The organism is Streptomyces sp. NPDC086787 (assembly GCF_044745865.1).
Classification (GTDB): Bacteria; Actinomycetota; Actinomycetes; order Streptomycetales; family Streptomycetaceae; genus Streptomyces.
The window spans coordinates 1-26,159 of record NZ_JBIVBC010000030.1; the positions used below are offsets into that span (position 1 = coordinate 1).

The 26,159-nt window shown below is 66.2% G+C and carries 16 protein-coding genes and 1 pseudogene; 7 read left to right on the forward strand and 10 right to left on the reverse strand.

All coding sequences use genetic code 11. The annotated features are described in order from the left end of the window. Positions 1–435: transposase (locus ACIPK3_RS33215; RefSeq protein ID WP_402575800.1), on the reverse strand; the 435-nt coding region annotated here is incomplete at its 3' end. A gap of 880 nt (positions 436–1,315) precedes the next feature. Between ACIPK3_RS33215 and ACIPK3_RS33220 the strand changes: the two genes are divergently transcribed. Continuing rightward, entirely contained in the window at positions 1,316–2,257 is a 942-nt protein-coding gene (locus ACIPK3_RS33220; RefSeq protein WP_402575802.1) for a Ku protein, read from the forward strand. Between the two features lie 78 nt (positions 2,258–2,335). Next, positions 2,336–2,560 carry a hypothetical protein gene (locus tag ACIPK3_RS33225; protein WP_402575805.1) on the forward strand — a complete coding sequence of 75 codons (225 nt, stop codon included), beginning with the start codon at positions 2,336–2,338 and terminating at the stop codon, positions 2,558–2,560. A gap of 9 nt (positions 2,561–2,569) precedes the next feature. Here ACIPK3_RS33225 and ACIPK3_RS33230 read toward each other — a convergent pair whose 3' ends face one another. The 3 genes from ACIPK3_RS33230 to ACIPK3_RS33240 are packed head-to-tail and all read right to left on the reverse strand — an operon-like array spanning position 2,570 to position 3,384. Continuing rightward, positions 2,570–2,920: a DUF6233 domain-containing protein gene (locus ACIPK3_RS33230; protein ID WP_402575806.1), complete on the reverse strand. Its 351-nt coding sequence runs from the start codon at positions 2,918–2,920 to the stop codon at positions 2,570–2,572. Between the two features lie 9 nt (positions 2,921–2,929). Beyond that, a complete protein-coding gene (locus ACIPK3_RS33235) occupies positions 2,930–3,157 on the reverse strand; it encodes a hypothetical protein (protein ID WP_402575808.1) in 228 nt (75 codons plus the stop codon). Then, the gene (locus ACIPK3_RS33240; protein ID WP_402575810.1) at positions 3,154–3,384 is read right to left on the reverse strand and encodes a hypothetical protein; all 231 of its coding nucleotides are present in this window, start codon (positions 3,382–3,384) and stop codon (positions 3,154–3,156) included. The genes ACIPK3_RS33235 and ACIPK3_RS33240 overlap by 4 nt, the downstream gene beginning before the upstream one ends. Positions 3,385–3,500: 116 nt before the next feature. On the opposite strand from ACIPK3_RS33240, the gene ACIPK3_RS33245 reads away from it, so the two are divergent. Together ACIPK3_RS33245 and ACIPK3_RS33250 are read left to right on the forward strand one after the other, a co-directional pair. Then, positions 3,501–3,749 carry a BON domain-containing protein gene (locus tag ACIPK3_RS33245; protein ID WP_402575812.1) on the forward strand — a complete coding sequence of 83 codons (249 nt, stop codon included), beginning with the start codon at positions 3,501–3,503 and terminating at the stop codon, positions 3,747–3,749. A gap of 1,440 nt (positions 3,750–5,189) precedes the next feature. Continuing rightward, positions 5,190–9,713 (forward strand): RICIN domain-containing protein, encoded by a 4,524-nt coding sequence (locus ACIPK3_RS33250; protein ID WP_402575814.1) that lies wholly within the window; start codon positions 5,190–5,192, stop codon positions 9,711–9,713. 70 nt (positions 9,714–9,783) lie between these two features. Here the strand turns inward: ACIPK3_RS33250 and ACIPK3_RS33255 are convergent, their stop codons facing one another. Together ACIPK3_RS33255 and ACIPK3_RS33260 are read right to left on the reverse strand one after the other, a co-directional pair. Beyond that, entirely contained in the window at positions 9,784–10,431 is a 648-nt protein-coding gene (locus tag ACIPK3_RS33255) for a hypothetical protein (RefSeq protein ID WP_402575816.1), read from the reverse strand. Between the two features lie 148 nt (positions 10,432–10,579). Beyond that, positions 10,580–10,813: pseudogene (locus ACIPK3_RS33260) on the reverse strand (IS110 family transposase); the annotation flags it as partial. Positions 10,814–10,836: 23 nt separating this feature from the next. Between ACIPK3_RS33260 and ACIPK3_RS33265 the strand changes: the two are divergent. Next, positions 10,837–11,394, forward strand: coding sequence for an AAA family ATPase (locus tag ACIPK3_RS33265; RefSeq protein WP_402575818.1), 558 nt, complete (start codon positions 10,837–10,839; stop codon positions 11,392–11,394). 266 nt (positions 11,395–11,660) lie between these two features. On the opposite strand, the gene ACIPK3_RS33270 is transcribed toward ACIPK3_RS33265, so the two are convergent. Together ACIPK3_RS33270 and ACIPK3_RS33275 are read right to left on the reverse strand one after the other, a co-directional pair. Then, on the reverse strand, positions 11,661–12,002 hold the full coding sequence (locus ACIPK3_RS33270; RefSeq protein ID WP_402575820.1) for a hypothetical protein: 342 nt from the start codon (positions 12,000–12,002) through the stop codon (positions 11,661–11,663). A gap of 1,418 nt (positions 12,003–13,420) precedes the next feature. Beyond that, entirely contained in the window at positions 13,421–16,486 is a 3,066-nt protein-coding gene (locus ACIPK3_RS33275) for an FG-GAP-like repeat-containing protein (protein WP_402575822.1), read from the reverse strand. 411 nt (positions 16,487–16,897) lie between these two features. Between ACIPK3_RS33275 and ACIPK3_RS33280 the strand changes: the two genes are divergently transcribed. Then, positions 16,898–23,113, forward strand: a complete 6,216-nt coding sequence (locus tag ACIPK3_RS33280) for an RHS repeat domain-containing protein (RefSeq protein ID WP_402575824.1) — start codon at positions 16,898–16,900, stop codon at positions 23,111–23,113. Positions 23,114–23,578: 465 nt separating this feature from the next. Beyond that, a complete protein-coding gene (locus ACIPK3_RS33285; RefSeq protein ID WP_402575826.1) occupies positions 23,579–23,974 on the forward strand; it encodes a contact-dependent growth inhibition system immunity protein in 396 nt (131 codons plus the stop codon). A 45-nt stretch (positions 23,975–24,019) separates the two neighbouring features. Here the strand turns inward: ACIPK3_RS33285 and ACIPK3_RS33290 are convergent. Beyond that, positions 24,020–24,873 (reverse strand): IS5 family transposase gene (locus tag ACIPK3_RS33290; protein WP_402575828.1). Its coding sequence is split into 2 segments (ribosomal slippage): positions 24,020–24,204 and positions 24,204–24,873, totalling 855 coding nucleotides; the frame shifts between segments, so codons are not numbered across the junction. Positions 24,874–25,352: 479 nt separating this feature from the next. Then, positions 25,353–25,550 (reverse strand): hypothetical protein, encoded by a 198-nt coding sequence (locus tag ACIPK3_RS33295; RefSeq protein WP_402575830.1) that lies wholly within the window; start codon positions 25,548–25,550, stop codon positions 25,353–25,355. Positions 25,551–26,159: the final 609 nt, after the last annotated feature.

The window sequence follows — 26,159 nt, forward strand, 5'->3', positions numbered from 1 at the left end:
CCCGGCAGCATTTCGATGAACAGCATGCCTTCGCACCGCTCCTGTCACCTCCGGCCGAGCAAGCAGCTTGACTTCTTGGCTCCCTGAGATGTCTTTCAGCGCCCGGACGTGCGATCCGTCCACGGAGCAGTCGTCCAGGTCCAGCAGGCTGGCGCGACGAAGCTCGGTCAACAGGGCGGCATGCAGGCGCGGCCAGACACCAGCCTCGGTCCAGTCCCGCAGTCGGCGCCAGGCCGTCACCCCGGAACAGCCCACTGCCTCCGCGGGGACGTCACGCCACGCGACACCGGTCCGCAGCACATACAGGACGCCGGCGAGCGCCACTCGATCGGGAACACGCAGCCGCCCCGGGTGGCGATGGCGCCGTTCGGGGGCGGGCGGCAGCAGCCTGGCCACCCGCTCCCACAGGTCATCCGGAACAAGGTCAGCACGCACGCCGGACACCCTGCCGACCAAGATCGTCGAGCGCAAGACCCACGGCTCAACTCATTCTGAAACGATCAGTTAGCGGCTAATCCAGGTCGAACCCGTCGGGAAGACAGCGTTCGAACGGCGGCAGAGACACGGGTTCGCCAGGTCGTAGCTCCCGGATTCCGCGAACCTGCACGCTTTGCGCCCTGGCGGCTCGCATGCCCGGACATCACCCGGGCCTGCGATCTCGACCGGGCCTTCTCCGACCTGGTCCGCCACCAGTGCGGATACCTGCTGCTGGAGTGGATCCGCCAGGCCGAGCAAGACGCACCGAAGCCCAGAAGGGCTTCGCCGGCTTCCTCCGCCAGGACCTCCACGCCGTCACCGCCGGCCCCACCCTCCTCTGGAGTTCCGGCGTCGTCGAAGGACACGTGAACCGGGTGAAAACGCTCAAGCGAGCCATGTATGGCCGAGCCTCGTTCGACCTCCTGCGGACCCGTATCCTCATCCAGCCATGAGGCTCCGCGAGCTGGGCATACAGTCAGGGCCCATGAAGTCGCCACAACCCACGGATCCGCAAGCCGAGGCCGCACAAGGTCGTATCGCTCTATGGCTTGACCCGGAGGACTTGCGCTGGCTGGCGCAGCACTGCTGTTGCGCCGACGACGCAACCGACGAAGACAAGGACCGCTGCGGACGGCTCCGCTTCCGGGCTAGCGCCACCCTGCACAAGCATCAGCACTCGGCATGAGGACGTAGGCCGTCACGGAACTGCGGCCAGAGCCAGATTCAAAGAGCGCCATCACCAGGCCCCCGGTGCGAACCACGGCGGGTCAGTGGGCGGGCGGCCGGTCGCTTCGTGCGGTCGTACGCTGGATCTGCTCGGGGTGAGTGGAGGTCTGTGGTGCCCCGGAGCGTCTGGTCAGGTGCTATCTCGTTCGGTCTCGTGACGGTACCTGTGCACGTGGTGAGCGCGACCGAGGACCACAGTGTGCGCTTCCACCAGTACCACCGTGAGGACATGGGCCGGGTGCGGGTGCGCAAGTTCTGCGAGGTGGAGGACCGTGAGGTCCGCGCGGACGAGATCGGCAAGGGCTACGAGCTGACCAAGACACAGGTCATCCCCATCTCGGAGGAGGAACTGCGGAACCTGCCGTTGCCGACGGCGAAAGCGATCGAGATCCTCGGGTTCGTGCCGTGGGAGTCGATCGATGCGCTCCGGATCGGCGACGGCTACTACCTCCAGCCCGATGGCCAGGTCGCGGCCAAGCCCTACGAACTCCTCCGACGAGCCTTGGAGCGCTCGGGCCGCGTGGCGGTGGGCAAGTTCGCCTGGAGCGGCCGCGAGAGGCTTGGCCTGCTGCGGGTCAGGGGCCCCGTGATGGCGCTGCACGCGATGCGCTGGCCCGACGAAATCCGCTCACCGGCCGAGCTGTCCCTGCCCACCGGCGAGGTCTCACAGCAGGAGATCGACGAGGCGCTGCTCCTGATCGAGGGCTTGGCCAGGGACCAGTTGGAAGGCGAGGAATTCGCCGACCGATACACGCAGGCACTGGAAGCGATGATCGAAGCGAAGCGGGAACACCGCACCCCGCCCGCCGTGCCGGAACCGAGTGCGGAGCCGGGCCAGGTGCTGGACCTGATGGCCGCGCTCAACGAGTCGGTGGCGCAGGCCAGAGCGTCCAGGGGCGAGGATGCCGACGCCGAGGTCCACGAGATGCCGAAGAAGAAACCGGCCGCGAAGAAGAAGGCGGCGGCCGGTGACACGGCGGCGAAGAAGGCGACGGCCGCCAAGAAGAAGACTGCGGTGAAGAAGACGCCGTCGCGTCGTCCGCACAGTGCCTGACAGCGAGGTGCAGGAGCGGGGGCCGGCTATGGCGGAGTGCGCTCGCGGTGGTGTGGTGCAGGCCCCAGGCTGGGAGACGTGACGAGCGCGCCGATCGTCGTCCACCGGCCTTCTGACAAGGGGGGCCGGCGGGTCAGCGTGCACATCCACGGTCAGGACGAGAGCCTCGGCACTGCCTTCAGCGACCGGGACGTGGTCGCGTTCCTCGAAGCCGCCGGCATCACCGATCCCGAGACCGTGCTGGACGATCCGCGGTGGGTGGAGTGGCGTGGCGGGCCCGCTCACGACTGGAGCTCTGCCTGAGCACCTGGTTCAGCCGAGGACGCCGAAGGCGGTGTCGGGGCGGCAGTGGGTGCAGGCGGGTATTTGCTGGCGCAGGGCGTCCAGTGCCTGCTGGCGGGTGGCCGGCTTGCAGCGTCCGCTCTTGGCGGCGGCCCAGCAGTCGCCGGTGTGCACGAAGTCGATGTTGCGCGTGTTGAGCCCGTGCTCGATCAGCCACTCCGGTGGGGAGGGTCGCATTTCCTGCGCGCGCCGCTGTCCGTCTTCGCGTTGTTGCTCTGCTGCGATCCACGAGTCAAGCTGATCGAGTGCGGCTGCTGCCTGCTGCACCACCACCCGGCGCGCGAAGCGGAGCAGTTGAAGCCGCGACGGTTCCTCGTCCATGCCCGCGCCTCACCGAAGCAGGCGGCAGGTGCGCCAACTGCGCCCGGAGCGGGACAGCGCTCCGCGCTCGGTTTCCAGGTGGCGCAGGTGATAGGCGATGGTGGCCGTGCTGTTGAGGCCGGTCTCCGTGGCGATCTGGCGAACCGTCGGCCCCTCGCCGGTCTCGGTGATCCAGCGCCGTACGACACCGAGGATCTGTTCCTCGCGCTCTGTGAGATGCGCGGGCCGTGCCCTCACGGCCTCGTCTCCCGCGCGTGGGCCTGGTGCCGCAGTTCGACCCGGGCGGCCGGCGTCCCGGCCGGGCTGTTCCAGTAGGGGTGCTCCAGCAGCCTGCCGGACAGGATCAGCAAGCGGCGGCGCAGCAGGGTGTAGCCAGCCGGGTGTGGTGCGGCGAGGGCCGCGTACGCGCGGTGCCAGGCCACCTGGAGCTGTACGAGGTCGTCGGGGAAGGGGTGATACTCCACGCATTTAATTAGGCCATACGTTCGATTCTTTAGCCAAGTGCAGACTGCACGTGCCAGTGACGCAATGTAGTGAAAAAATGACATTCCGTGCACGCTTCGATGTGGAGGAGGCAGTCATGGCAGGCGAGGTCACCAAGACCAAGGAAGCAGTCAGCGACACCTGGATCACAACCAAGGTCAAAACCGACCTGATGACCGAGAAGGGGATTCCCGGCTCGGACATCAAGGTGGAGACGAACAAGGGTGTGGTGTCCCTCTCCAGTGACGTAGAGATCACCCACGCACAGAAGGAGATGGCCGTCGCCATCACCAAGAGGATCAAGGGCGTCCAGGCGGTCTCAGCCGCTGGCTTGAAGTCTGAGTAAGAGGCGGATTGGCGAAGGGCCCTCCTGCGTGCCGGGAGGGCCCCTCAACCCGCCGCCCCGCCATCGTGAGCGGAGTGCTCGAGGACTACACGTCGGCGGTGTTCTCGATCCAGTCGCGCAGCGGCCGGCCCTGGGTGGTGAGGGCGCGTACCAAGAGATCCGCCGCATGATCTGGGCTGGTCCCCGTCTTCTCCGCCTCACCCTGGCCCGGAAGGATCGGGCACGTGCCTGTACGGCTCTGGTTGCCGGGCCAGGCCCGTCCGCGGGCTCCTGTTCCGACTTTGGCCGACTTCACCCCTGGCCACCGGGGCAGGGGCCCGCACACGCACGACAGACACCCTCGCTTGGCGTTGGTCCGGTCGGGGCGGGGTCCGGTGTGGGAGCGTCTGAGGGCGCACCTCGTGCCCGTAGGCTCCGGGACTGGGCGAGAGTTGGGCTCCCGCGCCCGAGGCCCCTGACGCACTCCCTCCTTGCGGTGTGTCAGGGGCTCTGGCGGTTTAGGTGACAGGGGCGTTGCGGCCAGGGTCCATCAGGGGCCGGCTCTCGCCCAGTCCCAAACGACCGGACCCCCCTCGTGATGTTCGGGTGGGGTGTCGGTGTGGGAACGGCTGACAGCCCCCGTGGTGGCCGTACGCTGCCGCCACCGGGCGAGAGCCACGCACCCGCTGAAGCCCCCGCCGGCGCGCCTCCGCGCCAAGGGGCTGTTCAGGAGGGGCTTGCCGAGGCTCCTCAGGGTGCGTGGCTCTCCCCGGTGCCGAGCCCGACCCGAGTGGGAGCGACGGGGGCCGCTTGCGTGATGGATACCCGTCACGTGGTGACGTGTACTGCAACGCCGTTCGGATGCGTCACACGCCGTCTTCCGGGGTTGCGCGGGGCAGGGACAGGGCCTCCGGACAGCGCCGCCGGCGGCGGGCCGGCGGAGTGGAATTTTGGTGCTCGGTCGAGCCTGCATCGTCAGCAGGGGCTGTCGTGGCATACATCGGACGAGGGGAGCTGTGAGGCTTCTTCGGACAACACGAATCGGTCACAACTCGCAGTGGCAGGTGGCTGGTGGTCGGTGTCTTCAGGGTGCTGATCTGCGGTGACGTCGTCTGGCGGGGTGTTCCGCCGAGCAGTTATTGGGCTTTGCAGGTTCTCCTTGTGTGCATAAGGTGTGCATAAAGTGTGCGTGTGTGAACGGTTCTTGACCGGTCCGTGTCCGCGTTCACTGATTTAGCGACCGGGGGACGCCGTCGCGCAGGGGGAGGGGTGCGCCGTCGTGCGGCGCGCTCGAGGGGCTGACCGCCCGCTGGTGACGGTTCTGGCTGTTGCTTGTTCTTTCCTGATCGTGGGTTGTTCTTCCGGCGTGTGTCTGTGTCATGCATTCGTCGCGAAGAAGGTGGTGCTTTCGTGGGCCGTAAGTCACGGTTTCGGCTGCCCTGGTCACGGGGTTCAGGGTTGGTGACGGCTTCGGCTGTCGCGTTGGCGGTGGTGGCCGGGCTGGGGGTACAGCCCGGGGGGATGCCGCTGCGCAGTGAGCCGGCGTCCGACTCGTATCCCTGGGATGAGGACACGGCTGCGGAGCAGTTGCGGCAGGACCAGTGCCTGATGGCGAATGTGCTGCGCCTGGGCGGCACGTCGATGGCGGCGACCGCGCAGGACGGGTTGAACCAGACGCCGGAAAAGCTGCGTGTAGCGGCCAACCGGAAGAGCTGGGAGCAGACGCCGCTCGCCGTTGCCTACAAGGCGGACAAGGATGCGGCGAGCAAGGAGGGTGCCGCGCTGTCCGCGCTGGAGGCCTCATGGGCGAAGCCGCTGGATGGTCTGGAGAGGCCGGGCGGCGGTGACTTCGGTTCATCCGGATTCGCCTCGCCCCCGAAGGGGGAGCAGTCCTTCCACTCGCAGACCGGTCTGAAGGGGTGGATCTCAGACCGTTACTGGCAGAACGACTACGACTTCTACAACGACGAGACCCCGGCGACGGACGCGAAGACGCTGGCGGCCGTTGACGAGGTGGGCAAGCCCCTGTACGGGCAGGACCCCAGTTCCGTCGGCAAGAGCCGGGAGGAGTTCAACCGGGCTCTTGCCGAGCACTCCGCGTTCGAGCACATGCACGGCTTTGCCCTGGAGCACGCGGGCGCGGACGATGCGCGGATCTTCCTGGCTTCGGGCGGTTTCCCGCGCAGCGCTCCGCAGCCGGGCACGGCGGAGTACCGGATCGCGGTCGAGGACGTGAAGTCCCGTTTCGCCGCGTGCGGCTGGCGTGACCCGCTGGACCCGGACAACGTGCTGGGCGACGTCACCACCACCGCCGCGGGTGAGTGGCAGCAGGAGATCGCCTCCCAGGCCGTCCAGCGCAACCAGATCCTGGACGCGAACAAGGCCGCGGTCGACGCACTGGCCAAGGGCTCGAAGGCCATGGGCGAGATGCTCGGACACTCCTGGGTCGCCGACCACGCCACCCGCTGGCAGGACTACTGGTCCCCGGGCGGTATCGGCTACATCGGTGATGCCCGGCTGACCATCCAGATCGAGGCCGCCAAGGGCAAGTGCCTGGACGTGCAGGGCGCAGGCACGGCCAACGGCACCCCGGTCCAGATCTACACCTGCAACGGCAGCGCCGCGCAGCAGTGGCAGCTGTGGGGTTCCTACGACGGCGGGTACGCGCTGGCCAACGTCAACGCGCAGAAGTGTCTGGAGGTGGCGGGCGGCAACAGCGCCGACGGCACGAAGATCCAGATCGCGAGCTGCACCGGCTCCAAGGCGCAGCAGTGGGACTTCGACATCCGCGCCGCCGGCGAGCTGCGCAACGCCGCCACCAACAAGTGCCTGGACCTGCACTGGTTCGCCGACGGCAAGGACGCCTGGAACTACACCTGCAACGCCTCCACCGCACAGCAGTTCCGTATCGTGCCCAAGGGCCACACCGGTGACGGCACGCTCAGCTACCCGACCACGGCGCAGTTCACCAAGGCGAAGGCGAGTATCACCGCCGCCCAGGCCGGGGCCAAGAGCCAGCTCACCATCCTGAAGGCGCAGCTGGCCGTGGCGCAGAAGGCCGCGACCGCCTCCGACGCCGCCATCCAGACCGCCTACACGACCGCGGACGCCAACGGCGCGCCCAGGGGTCGGGGTCTGCTGGTGGGCCAGCAGAAGGCCCAGGTAACCAAGGGCGCCGTCGCCGCTCTCACCGCGCTGGTGAAGGCCGGTGAGACCGCCGAGGCCGCCACCCGTGCCTCCGCCGGGGACAGCGCGACCATCGCGCAGCGTGCCCTCGCCCAGGCCGCCCAGGCCAAGGCCGAGTTCCGCAAGGAAGCCGCGAAGACCGCCGAGGCACAGGCCAAGGCCGCCGCGGACGCGGCGAAGGAGCACCGGGACAACGCGAAGAAAGCCAAGGAGCTCGCCGAGAGCAAGCTGGCCGACGCGCTGAAGGCCGAGGGGGATGCGAAGTCGGCCGCGGCCGACGCGCACGCCAAGCGGCTGACCGCGGAGGCCGAGGCGCTGACGGCCAAGTCCGAGATGGAGACGGCGGCGGCGAAGCAGGCCGAGGCCGCCCAGCACAAGACCAACGCACAGGCCGAGGCCACCAAGGCCAGTGAGGCCAAGGGCCGCGCAGAGTCGGCGGAGAAGACCGCCGAGGACCGGCGCGATGACGCGGTCAAGGCCAGTGATCACGCCCGGGCCATGCGCAACGACGCCTGGGATGCCCAGCAGGCGGCAGAGGCTGCGCGCGCCAAGGCCGATGCCAAGACCGCTTACGCCGACGCCCTGGACTCCCACGACGGCGCCGACGCCGCCCGTGCGGCAGCGAACGTGGCGGACAAGGCCGCCGACGACGCCGAGACCGCCGCGGGCAATGCCCGCTCCGAGGCCGACGCCGCCACCCAGGCCGCAGCCGAAGCTGATGCGGCCGCGACCCGCGCCGAAGCCGCGGCCAAGCGCGCCCGCGCCGCATCCGACGCCGCCCAGGCCGACAAGCTGAAGGCCGACGCGGCGGTGAAGACCGCGACCGCTGCGGTCGCGGACGCGATCAAGGCGTCCCAGGACGCGGCCGCCGAGGCGAAGGCGGCGGTCAAGCTCGCCGACGAGGCCGAAGCACACGCCAAGAACGCCAGGACCCAGGCCAACGCAGCCAACGCCGAGGCGGGCAACGCACTCGCCGCATCTGCCAAGGCAGCGGGCTACGCGCACGTCACCGCCCAGGCCGCCGCCGACGCCGGCAAGGCGGCCGAGCAGGTCGCGGCTCCGGCCAACGACGCCATCCAGCTCGGCTCTCCCTACGTCGACACCGACTCCGCCGCCGGCCTGGTCGTGCTGACCGGACAGGCGTCCAAGTCGATCGCCGACCAGCAGCAGGCCGTCGCCGACGCCCACGCCAAGAACGCCGCCGCCGAGGCGCAAGCCGCGAAGAACCTCGCCGACCAGGCACAAGGTGATGCCAAGGAGGCCTACCAGCACGCGGCGAACGCCGCTCAGTACGCCGCCGACGCCCGCACCTACTCCAAGGAAGCCCTCGGCTACGCCGCTGACGCCGCAACCGCAGCCTCCAAGGCATCCGCCTCACTGGCCCGCACCATCGAGTACGACCAGCAGGCCACCGAAGACGCCGCAGCCGCCGACAAGGCGGCCGGAAACGCCGAAGGCTACGCCACCCAGGCCCGCGCCTCCGCCGACCAGGCCGCCCTCGACGCCGCAGCCGCCCGCGCCGCGGCCTCCCAGGCCGAACAGGACGCCAAGGACGCCCGCGCCGCCGCCACCCGCGCCGACGCCGCCGCGACGGAGGCGGAACAGGCGGCGAAGGACGCCGACGCATACGCCAAGGAAGCCCAACAGGCCGCCACGGAGACCGAGAACAAGAAAAACGGTCAGCAGATCCAGACGGGCACGATCCTCGACGCGGACGGCCACATCGGCAACGTCTTCTATGTGGTCGACCACTACGAGAACGTCGGCGAGCCGGAGACCCTGTCCAAGACGTCGTCCTGCGGCGACTGGAAGAGCGGCTTCGTCTACAAGGGCGACTGCACCATCACCGCAAGGATCACCTACAAGGCGATCCTCGACCTGTACCTGTGCACCGCAAAAGACGTCAGCCCGGTGTACAACCTCTGTTCCACCGCTGATGCGGTCTACCTCGGCCAGTACCCGTCCGAGGAGATGACCAAGGACGTCACCCACACCATCACGATCGCGGAATTCAACGCGGACATCGACCCGATCGACATCCTCTTCGGCAGCTGGATCGACTGCGGCAAGAAGATCGGCTCCATGCTCAAGATCTCGGGCAGCGGAGGAAACTGGGGCGGCTGCGGCTGGGCCGCCTTCGACGTCGCCACCCTCTTCGCGGGCAAGGCCATCCGACCCATCGCCGAGGCGGTGCGCGCCGTGGATGCCTCCCTGCGCACCGGCATCGGCATTGCCGACGCAATGAAGGCACTACGTACGCTGAACATCGACGCGCGAGCAATGGCGCAGATCGAGCGTTGGGCGGAGATCGCAGAGAAGACGCGTACGGCGTGCCCGACCAAGATTCCACCCAGTGCCGTACGCGGACTGATTGCTGGCGCCACGACCAAGAAGGTCCAAGGTGGCAATACTGGTTGCATTGTAACAGCTGTGGAGGGTCTTGAATCGGCGACAGCGGCCGTTGGCAAGTTCCAAAAGCCAGGAAATATGAGCGGAGCCCTGTATCTAGAAGGGCTTGATGAATGGCTTGCCATATCGAGTGGTCGCGGAAATCTACCCGTTGGCTACATTCGACCTTCGGGTGCAGGTGACTTCTATCATCATCTAGAGGCTCAAGCGGCAGCTGCGATGCACAGAACAGGAAGAATGTACGGGCGCCTGTTCATTAGCGGCGACTATATTTGCGGAGCATGCGCCGATAGGCTCCCGAGGTGGCTTCCTAAAGATGCAATTCTTGAAGTGACCTACCGCACGAGTGACGGAGCGATAAAGACGGTCAAATTCACCGGAGTAGGGTAGAAGAGCGAACGGCCCCGACAGGCTTCCCCTGTCGGGGCCGGGGTTTTCCTTGCGTATTGCGTCGCGAAATCTACTCGATGCGCCCAGATTTCAACCAGTCGAGGCCGGGCAGCTTGTCTAGATAGGCCATGGGATCGGGCCCCTTGCTTCCGATTTGGACCTGTACATAGCCGGACCGAAGCCCCCACGGGGCGTGGTTCTGAAGCGCTGGACCAACATCCGCAATCAATGCATCACCCATAAATACTCGATGCCCGGCGCGCGGCACTCGCCACCCGCGGAAAGAAATCTCCGTCATGGGTGCCAAAATTTCGGACAGTATCCCCTCTTCCACCTCATCGCATGCCCTCCGGGAGATGGCATTGTAGGCTGCTTCATTTAGGGCGTTGTGAATCAAAAATTCCGGAAGGCCCTCTGCGCACTTTCCCCATCCCTCGTAGAGCCATCCCTCGTAAACGTCCATGGGGCTGTCTGGATCGAAAGCCCACACCTCGTCCCCTGCGTCCGTCATGAAGATTGCCTTGTCGTCTCCTACTGCGATTTCATTTGGTTCTTTCATCCTCCTTAGAGTCATGAGGGGCCTTGTCCATTGGGAGGAAAGTTCATGCCAATCCTTCAACGGCTCAGGCAGCCATGCATACGAGCCCGGCAAGCGGCTTGGTGAGGCATCGGGTGATCCATACCAACTGGTGAGGAATTGCGTCATGTTGACGCTCATGGGGTCAATCATGAGGCGATCATCTCACGGATGCGATGGGGAATATGGGTCCCACTTGACACACCTTCGCTTTAGAGGTCATCCCATTTGGTGTGTTCGACTCCAGGCGTGGGGACCGTTGAGCGGCTGGTGCTTCCCAATGCTGAAGTCAAGCCGCAGTGGTGACGGGCGGTGCCACCTGGTAGCACCTTCGGTCACGGATCAGCGCCCAGAGCACGTTGACTCGGCGCCGGGCCAACGCAAGGACGGCTTGGACGTGGCGCTTCCCTTCCGCGCGCTTCCGGTTGTAGAAGGCTCGGGAGTTGGGGTCGTGCTGGATGCTGATCAGCGCGGAGCCGTAGAAGACCCGTTGCAGGCGTCGGTGGTAGCGCGTGGGCCTGCGTCATCGAGGCCGGCTCCCGCGCGGTGCAGCTCGGCTTCGCGGCTGACGGCGACCCGCAGGAGATCGCCGAACGCGCGGTTGCCGACATGCAGGGCGCCCGGGACCGGGGCCTGGCCGACCGGGATGCGCCGCCGATGGACCTGCTGGACTTCCTGGCGAACACGCCCGCCGAACCTGAGTGGGTGATCCCGGGCGTGCTGGCCCGCTGGGACCGGCTGATCGTCACGGCCGGGGAGGGCGGCGGTAAGTCGCTGCTGCGCCAGATGCTCATGCGCGCCGCCGCAGGCCTGCACCCGTTCAAGCGCGTGAAGGTCCGGCCCGTCAAGGCGCTGCTGGTCGACGTCGAGAACAGCCAGGCGCAGGCCCACCCATGGCTGAGCCAGATGCACCAGGCCGCGGCCGAGGAAGGCGTGCCGATCGGGCCCGGGCAAGTCACGATCGAGATGCCCGAGCGGGGCCTGGACCTGACCAACCCCGCCGACCGTGACAAATCTGTTGCTGATCACTCCATGAGCGAAGCGCTGACCTGGGGATCTGGTGATCATTTCCGGACTTGTGTCTGTGGTGTGGCGCGGCTCTGAGCTGGTGTTTTGTGGAGCTGCAGAAGCTGGGGAGGTCCTGAAGTGCGAGTTCAGTGATCCTCTCGGAATGTAGTGATCGGCGTGGGATTTCCTTATGTCTGCGTGGCTGGACTGGAGCGGTGACGGCCCCTGACGGCCTGCCACTTGGTCGAGTGAAGACACACTGCGGCGGAACGCTCCCGGGGACACCCGGCGTAGTGCGTACATGAACGAAGTGCGCGTAAGCCGGCTGGCCTGCTCGACGTCGCGGCCACCGCGCTCGACGTTCAGCAACTGCTCGCCGACCGGTGCGACGGCGAGCAGCAGAGCACACGACCTGGGACGCGGGCGGCGTTTGGCTGCGCTGCTACCTGGACCTGCACCAGCAGCTCACCTAACACGGTTGCGGGGAGATGTCCCGGGGTGAGCGCCGCGAGCACCCGTTCACCTCCGTGGGCAGCCGGAAACCCGATGCCGGAGAGGTAGTCGAGGGCGACGTCGGTGAGGAATGCCTTGGGGAAGTGGCGGGCGACGCCGCGGCGGCGTGCGTCTAACGCCGCTTCCAGTACAGCTTTGGCGGCCGGGGTGCCGCTCTGGTAGCGGTGCAGGAGTTCAAGGGCTCCGGCCACGGCCTGTATCAGGCGTCCGTCGGCGCTGGCACGGTTGAGGGCGTCGGCCAGCAGCCGGTTGCCGCCCTCGGCGAGGGCGTTCGCAGCGGCCAGAGCCGGAGCGTCGAACGTGTCGGGGACCGTGAGGGCGCGGCGTTAGCAGTTCCCCGACCCGGCTATGCGGGTCCGGCCCGCTCTGGGTGCGCAGCGCGGTGTACTAAGCGGCGTACTTGGGCCACAGCGTGCCCAGCACCAGCACCGGCCCACGCTCCGGCTGGACGAGCAGACTGTGCGCGCGGCCGCGACCCGTTCGCCGGTCCTCGGGTCGCCGAGGTGGTGCTGGGCCTCGTTCAGCCAGACCACGGTCCGTGGCCGAACGCGGTGCAGGTCGTCGAGCGCGGTCTCGGCGCGGGTTGGGTCGAAGGGATGCCACAGTCGCCCCCCTTCTCGGCCAGCACCTGGACGGCTTCCCAGCAGGCCCGTGTCTTCCCGGTGGAGGATTCGCCGACCAAAACCAGCATCCGGCTGTGGTTCTCCACGGCCTCGCGCACGGCGTTCGCCAGTACCTGTCGTGCTCGCGGGGCACATAGCCGGGCAGGGCCCGCTGCTCCGGCGAGCCGGAACCGGCCGGGTGGACTTCCAGAGCGTGCGGCTCCCACTCACCGATCGGCCTGCCCCGGCCCCAACCCGGACCCCGCATCCGAGGCCGCCGCGGTCCGCTGCATCTCCGACAGCCGGTTCTGGTGTTCAGCCACCAACTGGTCGATGAGGCGCAGCGCCTGGCAGCTAGCTAGCGGGACGGCGTTGGGAGGTTGGGCACCGGGCCGAGCGCTGATTGAATGTTCCAGTGATCGAATTAGTGGGTTTCCTCGTAGTAGCTGGGCTGGCGGCATGGTTGTTTCATCGGAAGGCAAGGCAGCGTGCAGACAGTTCCGGTCAGGGAAATATGGTCAAGGTTCCCTGCATGCTCAGCCATCCCTCGCTCGAAGGTCGGTGGCTTCGGGGGCGGATGTTGATTGGGCCCTCCACGGTGGCCTGGGAGCCTCGGACCAGGGCTGGTGCGGCGCTGTCACTTCCGGCAGGGCTCCAGCAGGTCAGCGTCCGCTCCCCCTCGCTGCGCGAAGCAGTGAAGATCAACGGTGGGTCCAGGATAGTTGAGTGCAGCTCCTCCGAAGGCACTGTGCTCATTGCCCTGATGCCGAATGAATTGCATCTCGTACTCGCTGCCCTGAGGGGGTGATCAGTGCAAGGTTCTGGAAGAAGGCTCAGCGGGCGATGCGCGACGTGGTCGCCCGGCAGCCTCGGTACTTCGCACACTGGACCTGCACGAAACCGGTCGTCAGATGAGACCAGAGCAGCAAGAGCCGTATGACGGGAGACTGGATGTACGGATCTGTGGTAGCCCGAGGGCGCGCCCTCGGGCTACCCGACCAGTTTAGTTAGCTGATGGCTTGATAGCCCTGCCATCCGTCGCTGACCTTGGACAGGGTGCTGCTGCCACCGCTGATATCCAGGTAGTTCCACAGGACGTTGTCGCTGCGGGTGAACCACAGGTCAAATGCCTTGCCGCTGTGGTTGGCGTCTCCGGGCGAGGTGATGAGGGGCGTGTCGGTGGTGGTGAAGTCGTGGCCAGTCCGGAGCTTGGCGGACTGGTCGGCAAGGCCGTCGCCGTCATCGCCGGTGCCCCGGTAGACGTAGAGGTCGCCGGTGCTACGGTCGCGGGCGCCGAGGTCGACGCGGCCGTCGCTGTTGGTGTCGCCCGGGGCGAACAGGTCCGTTCCCTTCCAGCTGTCGGGGCCGATGAGGATGGGGTCGCGGTCGGTGTCGAGTCGGTTGTCCGGGGCACCGAAGTACAGCCACAGCAGGTCGCCCTGCCGCACCAGCAGATCGGGGTAGCCCGGGATGTCGTTGACTCCGTCGTTGTCGACATCGAGGGGGCCGTCGACGTCGCCGATGGCGAGGATCTCATCGGCGTCCTTCCAGTGGTTGTTGCCCGGGTCGTACACAGTGAGTTCACGCTGGTCGTCGTCACCAGAGCAGCTGCTGCAGGCGTAGCCGGAGCCGTTGTTGGGGTGGATCCACAGTCGGCCGGCGTTTCCGGTGTCGTCGTGCTTGAGGGAGATAAGGTCCTCGTAACCGTCGCCGGTCCAGTCGCCGCGGTGGGTGATCTGGGTACCGGTCCAGGAGAGACTCGAGGCAGGACTGGTTGCCTGAGTGACGGTGCCGTCGCCGGCGCCGTAGAAACGGTTGAGGGTGCCGTCCTTGTCGATGCCGTAGAGGTCGGCGTTGCCGTCTCCGTTGATGTCGCCGGGTTGGTCGGCCGTCTTGAGGCCGTTGGCGTAGAAGAGGTAGTCAGCGGTGTCCGACGTGTTGCCAGCCTTGTCGAGGCTGCGCGCGTACAGGTGGTTCGTCCCGGCGGTCGTCGGGGTGAACGGGACGTCGACACTGCCGCCCGCGCTGGCCGGTGCGGCGGTGCGCACGGTCGGATCGGTGCCGGTCCAGTACTGGTACTTGGCGACATCGGTAACGCCTGAGCCGGAGAGGGTGAAGGTGCCCTTGGCGCGTACGCTGCCGGTCACGTCGGGCCAGCCGTTGTCGCCGTCGGGGAACTCTGTGGAGGACACCCCTGGAGGCATGGAGGGGCGAGTGGAGTCGAAGCCGAAACCGCAGGTGGTGGCGGGAGTCCAGGCGGAGTAGGTGATGCCGTCATAGGCGCGGGCCTTCCAGACGAAGCTGCCGCGCGCGACGACCTCCTTGGCGGCCAGTGCGGTCTTGGGGACGAGGGCTTTGGCGACCGAACCGGATGTGGCGGATACGGTCTTGGCGTAGATCTGGGCGCCGCCGGAGAGGTCGTTGCTGCCCCACAGGCGAAATTCCGTCGTGACGGTGCCGCCGTCGGCGTCGGAGACCTTGGCGGTCAGGTAGACGTCAGTGTTGCCGATCACGGTATACGGGGCGGCAGTGTCGCAGCCGCCGACGCTGGGGGAGGTGTCCAGGCCGGTGGGAGCGTTGGGGACAGTGTTGTACTCGGTCGAGAGCACGGCGGATTTGGCGTCGAACTTCTTCCATCCGTACACGTCGGACTCGTTGGAGGCCGCGAGTTCGAAGGTGATGGTGTTCCACTTGCCGGCTGCGGCGTCTTTGGCGCCCTCGGCCACGTTGAAGGCGAGGTTCCCGGCCGGGCAGCTGGAGCTCCATCCCTTGGCATCGGTGACCGTGGCCATCTTCTCCCGCCGAGTGGGCCGGTGGTTCCACGTGGTGGATGAGGTGATGGCGTCGGTGCGCCACAGCTCGACGGGCTTGGCGGTGCAGGACCAGGACCAGGTGTTCTTGATCCGGAACGTGGACTTGAGGACCTGCTTGTTGGTGCTCCACAGGTTCTTGGTGTTCATGCTGAAGTACGAGCGGGCTAGGCCGTTGGTTTCGTTCTCGTAGCCCGCCCGAGCGGTGGTGGTGCCTCCGTTGAACCCTGCACCGTTGAAGAAGGAACTGTTGGGATACTTCTTGTAGGCGATGGTCCACGAGTAGCGCGAGCCGTCGACGTACGGGTCGATGTAGAGCGGGTAAGTAGTGTTTTTACCCGTCATCAGATCGGTGTCGGGGGTGAGCTGGAGGCCGTCGTCCGTGACCGACACGGGCATAGTGGCCTGCTGGGCCCCGCGCCCCGGCTCGAACTCGTCTGCGGGAGGAGGCGGACCGGCGGGCCCGACGTCGGCTGATGCGGCGGACAGCTGTGCTGAGGGCTTGCTGATGGAGCTGTCCCACATGCGCGGGGTGGGCGCGGTGAAGATCTCCTGCCCGGCGGGGTTGACCGCCCTGAGGTTGCCGTCCTCGTCAGCGGTGACGTCCACTCCGTCACCGGACATCTTGTACGTGATCGTCTTCAGATCCGGATTGGCCGCCGCCTTGGCCGACTTCACCACGAGCAGCTGGGCGAACCCGGAGGGTGCAGCCCGCAGCTTGAGATCCACATCGGGCAGCACCCCGGGATAGGTGACAGTGTCGCCGTCGATCGTCGGTCTGGGCAGCGCAGTGGGCCATGTGAGGGAGACGCTGCGGCCGTCCCGGGTGATGGTGGCCAGTGGCCCGTCGCCACCGCCGGAGAACTTCAACCCCACAGTGGCGGCCGCAGGCTGAATCGTGCCGTTGTCGTCCCGGTGAAGGCTGGTGTCGACATCCACCAGTCTGTTGCCCTTGCGCGCCCACTGCGCAGTGGCGTACCGCTCTTCGGTGAAGGTGCCGGAGGGGTTGGCGAACACCTGTGATGCCTCGGTGCGGTGCGAAAGCACCTCAATCGGCTCGCTGGCCTCGGCCGCCTTGGCCAGAGCCTGTGTCTCCTCTGCCGTCTCCCCTGGGGGTCGGGTCAGCGCTGAATCGGCTGAAGACGTGGCGGGTTCCGCCGCAGCAGCGGAAACCGGTGCTAATGCGGTGAGCACCATCGCGGCGGCGGCAAGCGCCGCACGTCCTCGCCATGACTGTTTGCCTCTTGTCCGACGGAATCCCATTGCATCCCCCTTTACAGATTCCACGCATGTCAGTGCGCACCATACAACCCGTCGAAATTCTCATGGAACAGCCTTTCATTGCGAGAGCGGAATGGGCGGATATTTCCAACTAGTCATGATTGCTCCTTCTGTGCCCGCCGGAAGGCTGGGGGCCGAACTGGGGCTTCGGCGCGCCGACTTGCATTTTCCTCTCGCAGGACCTAGTGGCCAGAATTCACCTATGTCCATGGCCGATTGCATACTCGTGCTGTTGGAGTTCCCGTATTTCGATGTTAGATTCCGTCCGATCTGCATCTTTGTGAACATCCTGCGGGGGAAATGATGTCCGGTTTGCGGGTGAATTCCATATGCCGTTCAGGCCGAAGGGTTGGGAGACGCGTACGGGCGGTGCGATGGATAGCCTTATCGCTCGTGGCCTACCTCGTCACCAGTCTGCTGGGCGGCCCCGTGGCCGCGGCGGCGGAGCTGTCGCTGGCCAAGCTGAAGAACCCTGATCCGGTTCCCGTCGCGTCGGCGAAGAAGCACCGGATCTCCCGCCCGGATCAGGCGGCTGCCCACCGCTGGACATCCGGCTCGAAGCCGTCCTGGCCCAAACCCGGCACCGCCACGCTTACTGTCCCGGCACGCGGCAGCACCAAGAGCGCGGCTGGCACGCTCCCACTGCGTGTCGCCCTCCACCAGGGCACGGCCGGTAAGCAGACCGCGACTGCACTCTCCGCGCCCCGGAGGGCACAGGTCCAAGTGCTGGATGAAAAGGCCGCTAGAGAAGCGGGTGTGACCGGCGTACTGCTGGCAGTACGCCCACTTCAGGGTGGCAAGGGAAGGCTCGATGTCACCCTCGACTATTCCGGCTTCCGGAACGCCTACGGCGGTGACTGGGCCTCGCGTCTGACGCTGCACCGTCTGCCGCAGTGCGCACTGACCACTCCCGAGGCCAAGGACTGCCGTGCCCTGGCTGCTCTGAAAAGTGACAACAACGTCAAGGCAGCGACGCTGTCGGCCACCGTCCCCGTTGGTGCGGCGAATGAGGGCTCATCGTCCGCTGTGCCGGTGACGAAAGCACCTGCCGCGATGCGTTCGGCGAGCGGTCTGACGGCGAGTGCCGACACGGTCCTGGTGGCCGCCACGGCCACCGCCGCGGGCCCGTCGGGCAACTTCACTGCCACCCCGCTCGCTCCGTCGGCATCCTGGGCCGCAGGCGGATCCAGCGGCAGTTTCTCCTGGGACTACGACATCGACACCCCGGATGTGCCCGGCAGTGTCGTGCCGGACCTGAGCCTGTCCTACAGCTCCCAGTCCGTAGACGGACGCACTGCGGCCACGAACAACCAGGCCAACTGGGTCGGCGATGGCTGGTCGATGGAGCCCGGCTTCGTCGAGCGCCACTATGTGTCCTGCTCCGACGACACCACGGGAAGCAACGGCACCGACAAGAGCGGCGACCTGTGCTGGAAAAAAGACAACGCGGTCCTCAACCTCAACGGTCGATCCAACGTGCTCGTCAAGGACGACACCAGCGGTGAGTGGCACCTGGAGAGCGACGACGGCACCAAGATCGCCAAGCTCGCCGACAGCGACCGTGCCAACGGTGACGACAACGGCGAGTACTGGCGGGTTACCACCCCGGACGGCACCCAGTACTACTTCGGCTACAACCGCCTGCCGGGCTGGGTCAACGGCAAGGCCGAGACCAACTCCACCTGGTCCGTACCGGTGTTCGGCAACCAGACCGGCGAGCCCTGCCACGCCGCCGCGTTCAAGGACTCCTGGTGCCGACAGGCATGGCGATGGAACCTCGACTACGTCGTGGACCCGCACTCCGACGCCATGGCCTACTACTGGAACAACGAGGCGAACTACTACGGCCGCAACGTCAATCCGGACACCAGTGCCTCCACCGCCACCGCCTACGACCGCGGCGGCTACCTGGACCACATCGAATACGGGCTGCGGTCCGACTCCGTCTACAGCCGGAAAGCTGCGGCCAGAGTCGACTTCACCGTCGCCGAACGCTGCCTGAGCGGCTGCGACTCGTTCGACAAGGACCACGCGAAGAACTGGCCCGACGTTCCATTCGACCGGTCCTGCAAGTCGGGCGAGGAGTGCAAGGACCGCTACTCGCCCTCGTTCTGGACCCGTAAGCGGCTTACCAAGATCGACACGTCCGTGCTGAGCGGGGGTGCCTACAAGAGCGTCGATTCGTGGACGCTGGCGCATCAGTTCCCGTCCACCGGCGACGGGACGGATGCGGCACTGTGGCTGGCCTCCATCACCCGCACCGGGCACACAGGCACGGGCGATGTGTCCTTGCCCGCGGTGACCTTCAAGGGTCAGCAGCTCGCCAACCGCGTGGAAGGCGCTACCACAGGTGGCGATCCGGACCCGGTGCCGCCGCTCGTGCGCTACCGCGTCTACGGAATTGACACCGAAGCCGGCTCCACCATCGGCGTCACCTACTCCGAACCCGACTGCAAGGCCGGCGACGTTCCCACGCCCTCCTCCAACACTCGCCGCTGCTATCCGGTGATGTGGTCACCGCCGGACGCACCAGCCGCCGACTATAAGCCGTACCTGGACTGGTTCCACACCTACCTGGCCACCCAGGTCCTGGAGGCCGACAACACCGGCGGAGCGCCGGTGAAGGAGACCGACTACGCCTACCTGGACGGCATGGCCTGGGGCAAGGATGAGGACGAGTTCACCAAGGCCGAGTACCTCACCTACGGCGACCGCAAGGGGTACGGCCGCGTCCAGGTCCGTACCGGTGCTCCGGCGTCGGACAAGCAGACGTTGACGGAGTACCGGTACTTCCGCGGGATCGACGGCGCCGAGGTCGTCGACCACGAAGGCGTCAAGGTCAACGACCACACCGCGTTCGCCGGCATGACCCGCGAGGAAGCCGCCTACGACGGGGTCGGCGGAAAGCTGCAGAAGGCCACCAGTTACGTCCCCTGGCGCTCAGCAGCCACCGCCACGATGACCCGCAGCGGTCTGCCTGCCCTCAAGGCGTACGCCACCGGCACCCAGGAGGAGAGAGCCCGCACCGCCGTCGGCGATACCTGGCGCGCCACCCGCATCGTGCGCACCTTCGACGACTACGGACTGGTCAAGACCGAGTCCGAGCTCGGCGACACAGCCAAGACCGGTGACGAGAAGTGCGCCACCACTGCGTACGCCCGCAACGCGGACAAGAACATCCTCACCCTGGTCAAGGAAGTCCGGACGGTCGCGGTCGCCTGCGACACGACGCCGCAGCTGCCCGTCGGCCTGATCTCCGTCGAACGGCACTACTACGACAATGCCGCCAGTCTGGACACCGCCCCGGCCAAGGGCGACGTGACACGCCTGGAGGAGCAGGACGAGACGGGCACCGGCTACCTGACCACCGCCACCCACACCTACGACATCCACGGCCGTGAGCTGACCGAGACCGACGCGGACAACAACACGACCACCACCACGTACACGCCGCTCACGATCGAGGCTCCCACCTCGATGACCGTGACCGCACCCCTCCAGACCACGAAGACCGAGTACGACCCGGCCCGGGGCGTGCCCACGGCGGTGATCGACGCCAACGGCAAGCGCACCGAAGCCGTCTACGACGGCCTGGGCCGCACGCTGCGGATGTGGAAACCCGGCTGGGCCAAGGCCGATCACCCGGCCCAGCCTTCGGCCGAATACAGCTACACAATCTCCAAGACCACGGCCAACGCAGTGTCGACGAAGTCCCTGCAGTACGACGGCTCGTACGCTGTCAGTTATCAGCTCTACGACGGCCTGCTGCGTGCACGCGAGACCCAGGCCCCGGCGATCGGCACCTCCAACCGGATCGTGACCGAGACGCTGTACGACACGCGAGGCTGGGCTTGGAAGACCTACGCTGCCTACTACGCCGACGGCGCGCCCGCCACAAGCCTGAAATCAGCAGCCGACAACGCGGTGCCGGCGATGGCGGAGAACCTCTACGACGGTCTGGGTCGCGTCACCAACGCGATCGCACGCAACTACGGCGACGAGCGGTACCGCACCAAGACCGTCTACGAAGGCGACCGCACCACGGTGATCCCGCCCAAGGGCGGTACAGCCACCACGGTGATCACAGACGCCCGGGGCCGCACGACCGACCGCCTCGAGTACACCGACGCGGCTCGTACCTCGTCGCAGAACACTCACTACACCTACGGCAAGTGGGACGAGCCGCTGACTGTCACCGACCCGGCGGGCAACATCTGGACGTACACCTTCGACGCCCGCGGTCAGCAGACCGACGTCGACGACCCCGACAAGGGCAAGAGCCACACCGCCTACGACAAGCTCGGCCGTCCCGTCTCGATCACGGATGCCCGCGGCGTCACCCTGACCACTGACTATGACGCACTCGGCCGCCGCATCGCGCTGAAGAAGGGGAGCACACTGCTGGCGAGGTGGACCTACGACACCATCGCCAAGGGCCAGCTCACCAGCAGCACCCGTTACATCGACGGCAAGCAGTACATCTCCGCCGTCGACTCCTACAACGACGCCTACCAGCCCACCTCCAGCACCGTCACCGTCCCCGCCGAAGCAGGCGCCCTGGCCGGCACCTACACCTGGACCTACGGCTACAACGCCTACACCGGCCAGCAGGAATGGACCAAACACCCAGCCGTCGGCAACCTTCCCAGCGAACGCCAGACGACCGTCTACGGTGAAGGCAACCTCCCGCAGAAGACCACCGCCGGCGCCATCACTCTCGTCAACGCCACCAGCCACGACGTCTTCTCCCGCCCCGTGCGCACCGAATACGGCACACTCGGGAAGAAGGTCTACAGGTCTCAGTCCTACGACGAGTTCACCGGCCGCCCGACCCGGCAGACCACCGACCGCGACCTCGCCCCGCAACGCATCGACGACGTGACCTACGCCTACGACGACGCGGGCGACATCACTGGCATCACCACCGCCAGCGGCCAGGGCACCGGCAAGACGACCGACACCCAGTGCTTCACCAACGACGCCCTGGGCCAGCTGACCGAGGCATGGACCGCGAAGACCAACTGCACCACCCAACCCTCGGGTACCAGTGTGGGCGGTCCCGACGCCTACTGGCAGACCTTCACGTACGACCCGGTCGGCAATCGCACCAAACAGACCGACCATGGCACCGGTGCCTTCGCCGGTGCCGACGCCACAACCACCTACACCCACAACGACGATCCCAAGGACGGCCTGCCGCACGCGGTGCAGACCGCCACCACCACCGGCGGTGCCAACAACGGGCAGAAGAGCACCTTCGCCTACGACGACGCGGGCAACACCACCACACGCACCATCGGCGCCGCCACCCAGAACCTCACCTGGGACGACGAAGGACACCTCGCCACCCTCACCGACTCCGGGAAGACCAGCAGCTACCAGTACGACGCCGACGGCAACCGCCTGATCACGAAGGACGCCGACGGCACCCGGACCCTCATCCTGCCCGGCAACAACGAGCTGAAGATCAAGGCTGACGGCACCAAGGAAGGCATCCGCTACTACACACACGAAGGCCAGACCGTCGCCGTCCGCACCAGCAACGGCTTCTCTTTCCTCATCCCCGACCAGCAGGGCACCGCCATGGCCGCCATCGCCATGACCACCCTCACCGTCACCCGCCGCAAACAACTCCCCTTCGGCCAACTCCGCTCCACTCAGGCCGAAACCATCCCCGGCACCCGCGGCTACGTCGGCGGCACCGCTGACCCCACAGGCCTGGTCCACCTCGGCGCACGCGAATACGACCCCACCCTCGGCCAGTTCCTCTCCGTCGACCCCGTCATCAACCTGGACAACCCAGGCCAGATGAACGCCTACAGCTACGCCCACAACAACCCCGTCACCAAATCCGACCCCACCGGCGAGTGCGCGGGACCAGACTGCCCGACCCGCAACTGCCCCTACTGCCTGAACTCGACCCCAGGCGACAAGAACGGAACTGACAGGGCTAGGAGAGACCGCCCAGGCTCGGGCAGCACCCCCAACAACACCAAGGCGTACGCCAAGAAGTACGCCACGCAGTACAAATCCGACGTGGCCGCCGCCTCCCACTACAACCCACAGGCAGCAGCAGCACGAGCCAAAGCCGAGTCCGCTGCGCGAGCCGAAGCGCAAGCAATAGAAAGAGCAAAGGCCCAAGCTGAACGTCGAAAGAAGGACGGCATCTTCGGTAGCATCATGAAAGGCCACTTTGGTGATGCTTGGCAGAACACCAAGGACAAGGTGAGTGACAAGCACTGGTTGATCGACAAGGGGGTGGGAATCATTGCAGCAACCGGCACAGCCTTCTGTATTGCATCGGTCTATTGCGGTGCCGCACTCTTAGTGGTGGGGTCGGCTGCACTATTCACCGGCGGATTGGCAGCGCACTACGCCGTGTCTTCGGATGAGGAGCGTCACGAAGGTATGTCCAAGTACCTTATAGGAACCGCTAAAGCGGAGGGTGAGGGGATTCTCGCCGGAAGTTTGTGCGGAAGAGGAGCTGGCGGTTGCTTCGTCATGGGGCCCAAACCTGGGTTCCCGCTCGAAGGAACGAGTCGCTCTAAGCTAGTAGGCAATTCCGTATCGATCGTGGGCAGAACAATTAAGGACTGGATGTCCCCCTGACGTAGCCGACCGCGTCCCGCCATCGGCTACGACGGGACGCGGTCGGTCTAGCCGCTACGGAAATATGAGGCTCGTGATGCCTGAAAAGTCATATCCGCGACTCATGAATGGCTGGAGCATTCCACCCGTGGCATGTTCTGATGAGGATTGGATGTCGCAGTACGATGCAGCCCGAGCACTTGGCATTTCTGTATGGCGGGTTGGTTGGCGGCTGGCCTGTGGACACCTGACGCCCGCCCACAACTATGCGGGGGAAGCGGGCGTCACCCGCGACAGTGTTGCCAATGATTGTAAGTGGATCGCAAGCGCCTCATTTACGGCCAAGAGTTGGCGTGTGCTCAAAAACACTCTCCGGTGGATTTAGAGTTCCACTCTGCTGTGTACGTGGCGTCTAATAGGACTCCGTTAGGTCTTCCTGTTTGCGCTGAGACCGCGTTTGAGATCTCGTCGTAGGACAATCGATCGGTGACGCGCCCCTTGAATCGTGACTGCTCCCTTGAAGAGCTTGAACGCGACCGCTGGCCAGCCCCGTCAGCCGACGACACCCGTCTTGTCGCTACTGCGCTTGCCTTGCGGCGTCGGCCGATCGGCGAGCTGACCGTCGAGGACATGCGCTTGTTGATCGGGCAGGACATCGGCCTGCCCCACCTCCTGCCACTGGCACTGGAGGTACTGCGGGACAACCCGATGGCAGAGGGGCACATGTACGAAGGCGATCTGCTGTCCGCGGTCCTCACCAGGAACCCATCAGTCTGGGCCGAGTGTTCCGAACTCAGCCGAGAACTTCGCGTGATCGTCTTGAAGCTGACCGGTTTGCCCCCTGACCTGCAGCGAAAGGTTGAACGCTTCCTGGCTCCATAGAGCACCGACGCAGGACGGTCCCCATCGAAGGGAGGGCCGACAAATCTACGGAACGTCTCGCAGGAGCAAGCGCGGGCCCGGACGCGTCGCTGGTCGGCCACGGGTGAGTCTGCGGACCATAATGCCGATCATCGCCCAGCGGATCATGGTCTCCGACCGGGCTGGGCTGCTCTCGTAGTCACGCGCGAGACGGCGGTGAGCGGTGAGCCACGAGAAAGTGCGCTCAACCCCCATCTCTTGGGCTGGACCTGGAATCCGCGCTGGTCCGGAGCTTTGCGCACGATCTCCAACTCACGGCCGAGGATCGTGCTTGACCACTCCACGAGGCGGCCGGCGAAGCCCTGGTCCGCCCAGATCTTCTGCACGCCCGGATGATCAAGGCGGGTCCACAGCAGTGAACGCTTCGCGCCATCGCGGTCCTGGATGTTCGCCGCGACCACGTGAACTGCCAGCAGCAGGCCCAGAGTGTCCGTGACGATGAACCGCTTGCGGCCCTTCACCTTCTTGCCCGCGTCGAAGCCCCGGCTGTCGGCAGGGACCGTATCGGCCGTGCGCACGGACTGCGAGTCGATCAGCCCGGCGCTCGGCTCCGCGTTACGGCCGTCAGCCTCACGGGCCCGGCCACGCAACGTGTCGTGGACCCGCTCGACGGTGCCGTCGTCATGCCACCAGGTGAAGTACCAGTACACAGTGGGCCAGGGCGGGAAGTCCTTCGGCAGCTGGCGCCAAGCGCACCCGGTCCGTACTACATAGAAGATCGCGTCCACGATCCGCCGACGTGGGTGCTTCTCCCGCCGTCCGCCCTTCGGCCCGACCCTCGCCGCCGGCAGTAATGGCTCGACCAGAGCCCACTGCTCATCCGTCAGATCCGACGGATACCCGTCCCCAGAGCCACTCACCCAAGGCCCAACGACCCCTCCCGCCCCGGGACACGACAGATCTCAAACACGGTCTAAGGTTATCGGCTACTGCCGTCGGGGCGGTCTCATTGGGCGTTCGCGTTCTCATTCGTCCCCCGCCCGCTTCTTCTGCGCCTGTATACGTTCCGTGTGATGAGGGCCGCGCACCGCGCACGCGAGTGCGATGGGGAGAGACGCAAGTTCCCATCCACGGGGGAGTATGAGGTAGGAGAGGGTGCCGAAAAACGCAGAGAACTGCGATTTGAATGAGACGCTCCTGGTTCATGGATGCACTTCCGGCGGCGTTTCGAGGGCATTAGCTCGGGCCGCCCGGGGAGAACCTTCGGGCGGCCCGAGCATACGTGGACGTCAATCCACGGTGTTGACGGCGGGTCTACCAGTGCCGGCGCCACCAGCTGCGGTGTGCACGGTGTCTACCGGAGGGTCGGTGGGCGGTTGAGCGGTCCGCGCGCTCCAGTTCAGCGGCGCCGGTCGAACCAGCGGGCAAGCAAGTAGACCGGGAGCATCCCCACCGGATAGAGCACCATGCGCCAAGCGTCCGGGGCCAGCCACGTGACAATCGACATGTACACCGTGAGCACCGCCAGACTAGCCGTCAGGAATTTCGGGCCCCAGACGCGCGCAAAAATGCTGTACTCAGACTTCGAGTCATTCATCGAGAATCTCCATGGAATTCGATGCTTACCCTGCAGCGGGCGTTGTTGTCCACTCTCCGGGTGGGGCGCTCACAGAACTGTGCGCTGTGAGCGCCCCGTCGGTCGACCTCGCTTCCCGCCGATCAGCAGGAAGCGTGGCATTCACCTGATCCGTTTACCAGCGCCACCGCCCTCGGTGCCTGCCGTGCCCGCGGAAGAAGCTACGACCGATAAGACCACTGAACAAGCCTATGCCGTACCCCTTCTGATAGGCGCCCATCGCACCACGTCTGCTCGCGTGATGCCACCCTCTATGGGAAACGGAATAGTCGAGAATTCCCGCGGATCCCCAAATGGCTGCGCCCGCAAGCATGCATCCTAGGCCTCCAGTTCCGGCACACATGCCCGCCATCAGAGCACCGGCACCTACGGCGATGCCGACATGTGCTGCGAAGCGCAGATGCGATCCCAGGTTGTGCTTGCGCGCCCAGTGCCTGGCGCTGTGGAACCATCGCCGCGGATGCCATCCCCATTTCCGGGTCTGTCCAGTGAACGGTGTAACTGGGTTGGTGTCGTGGGTCAGATTCGGTTGTGGGTGAGGCGGCCGTCGAAGGCGATGTCGAATGCCTG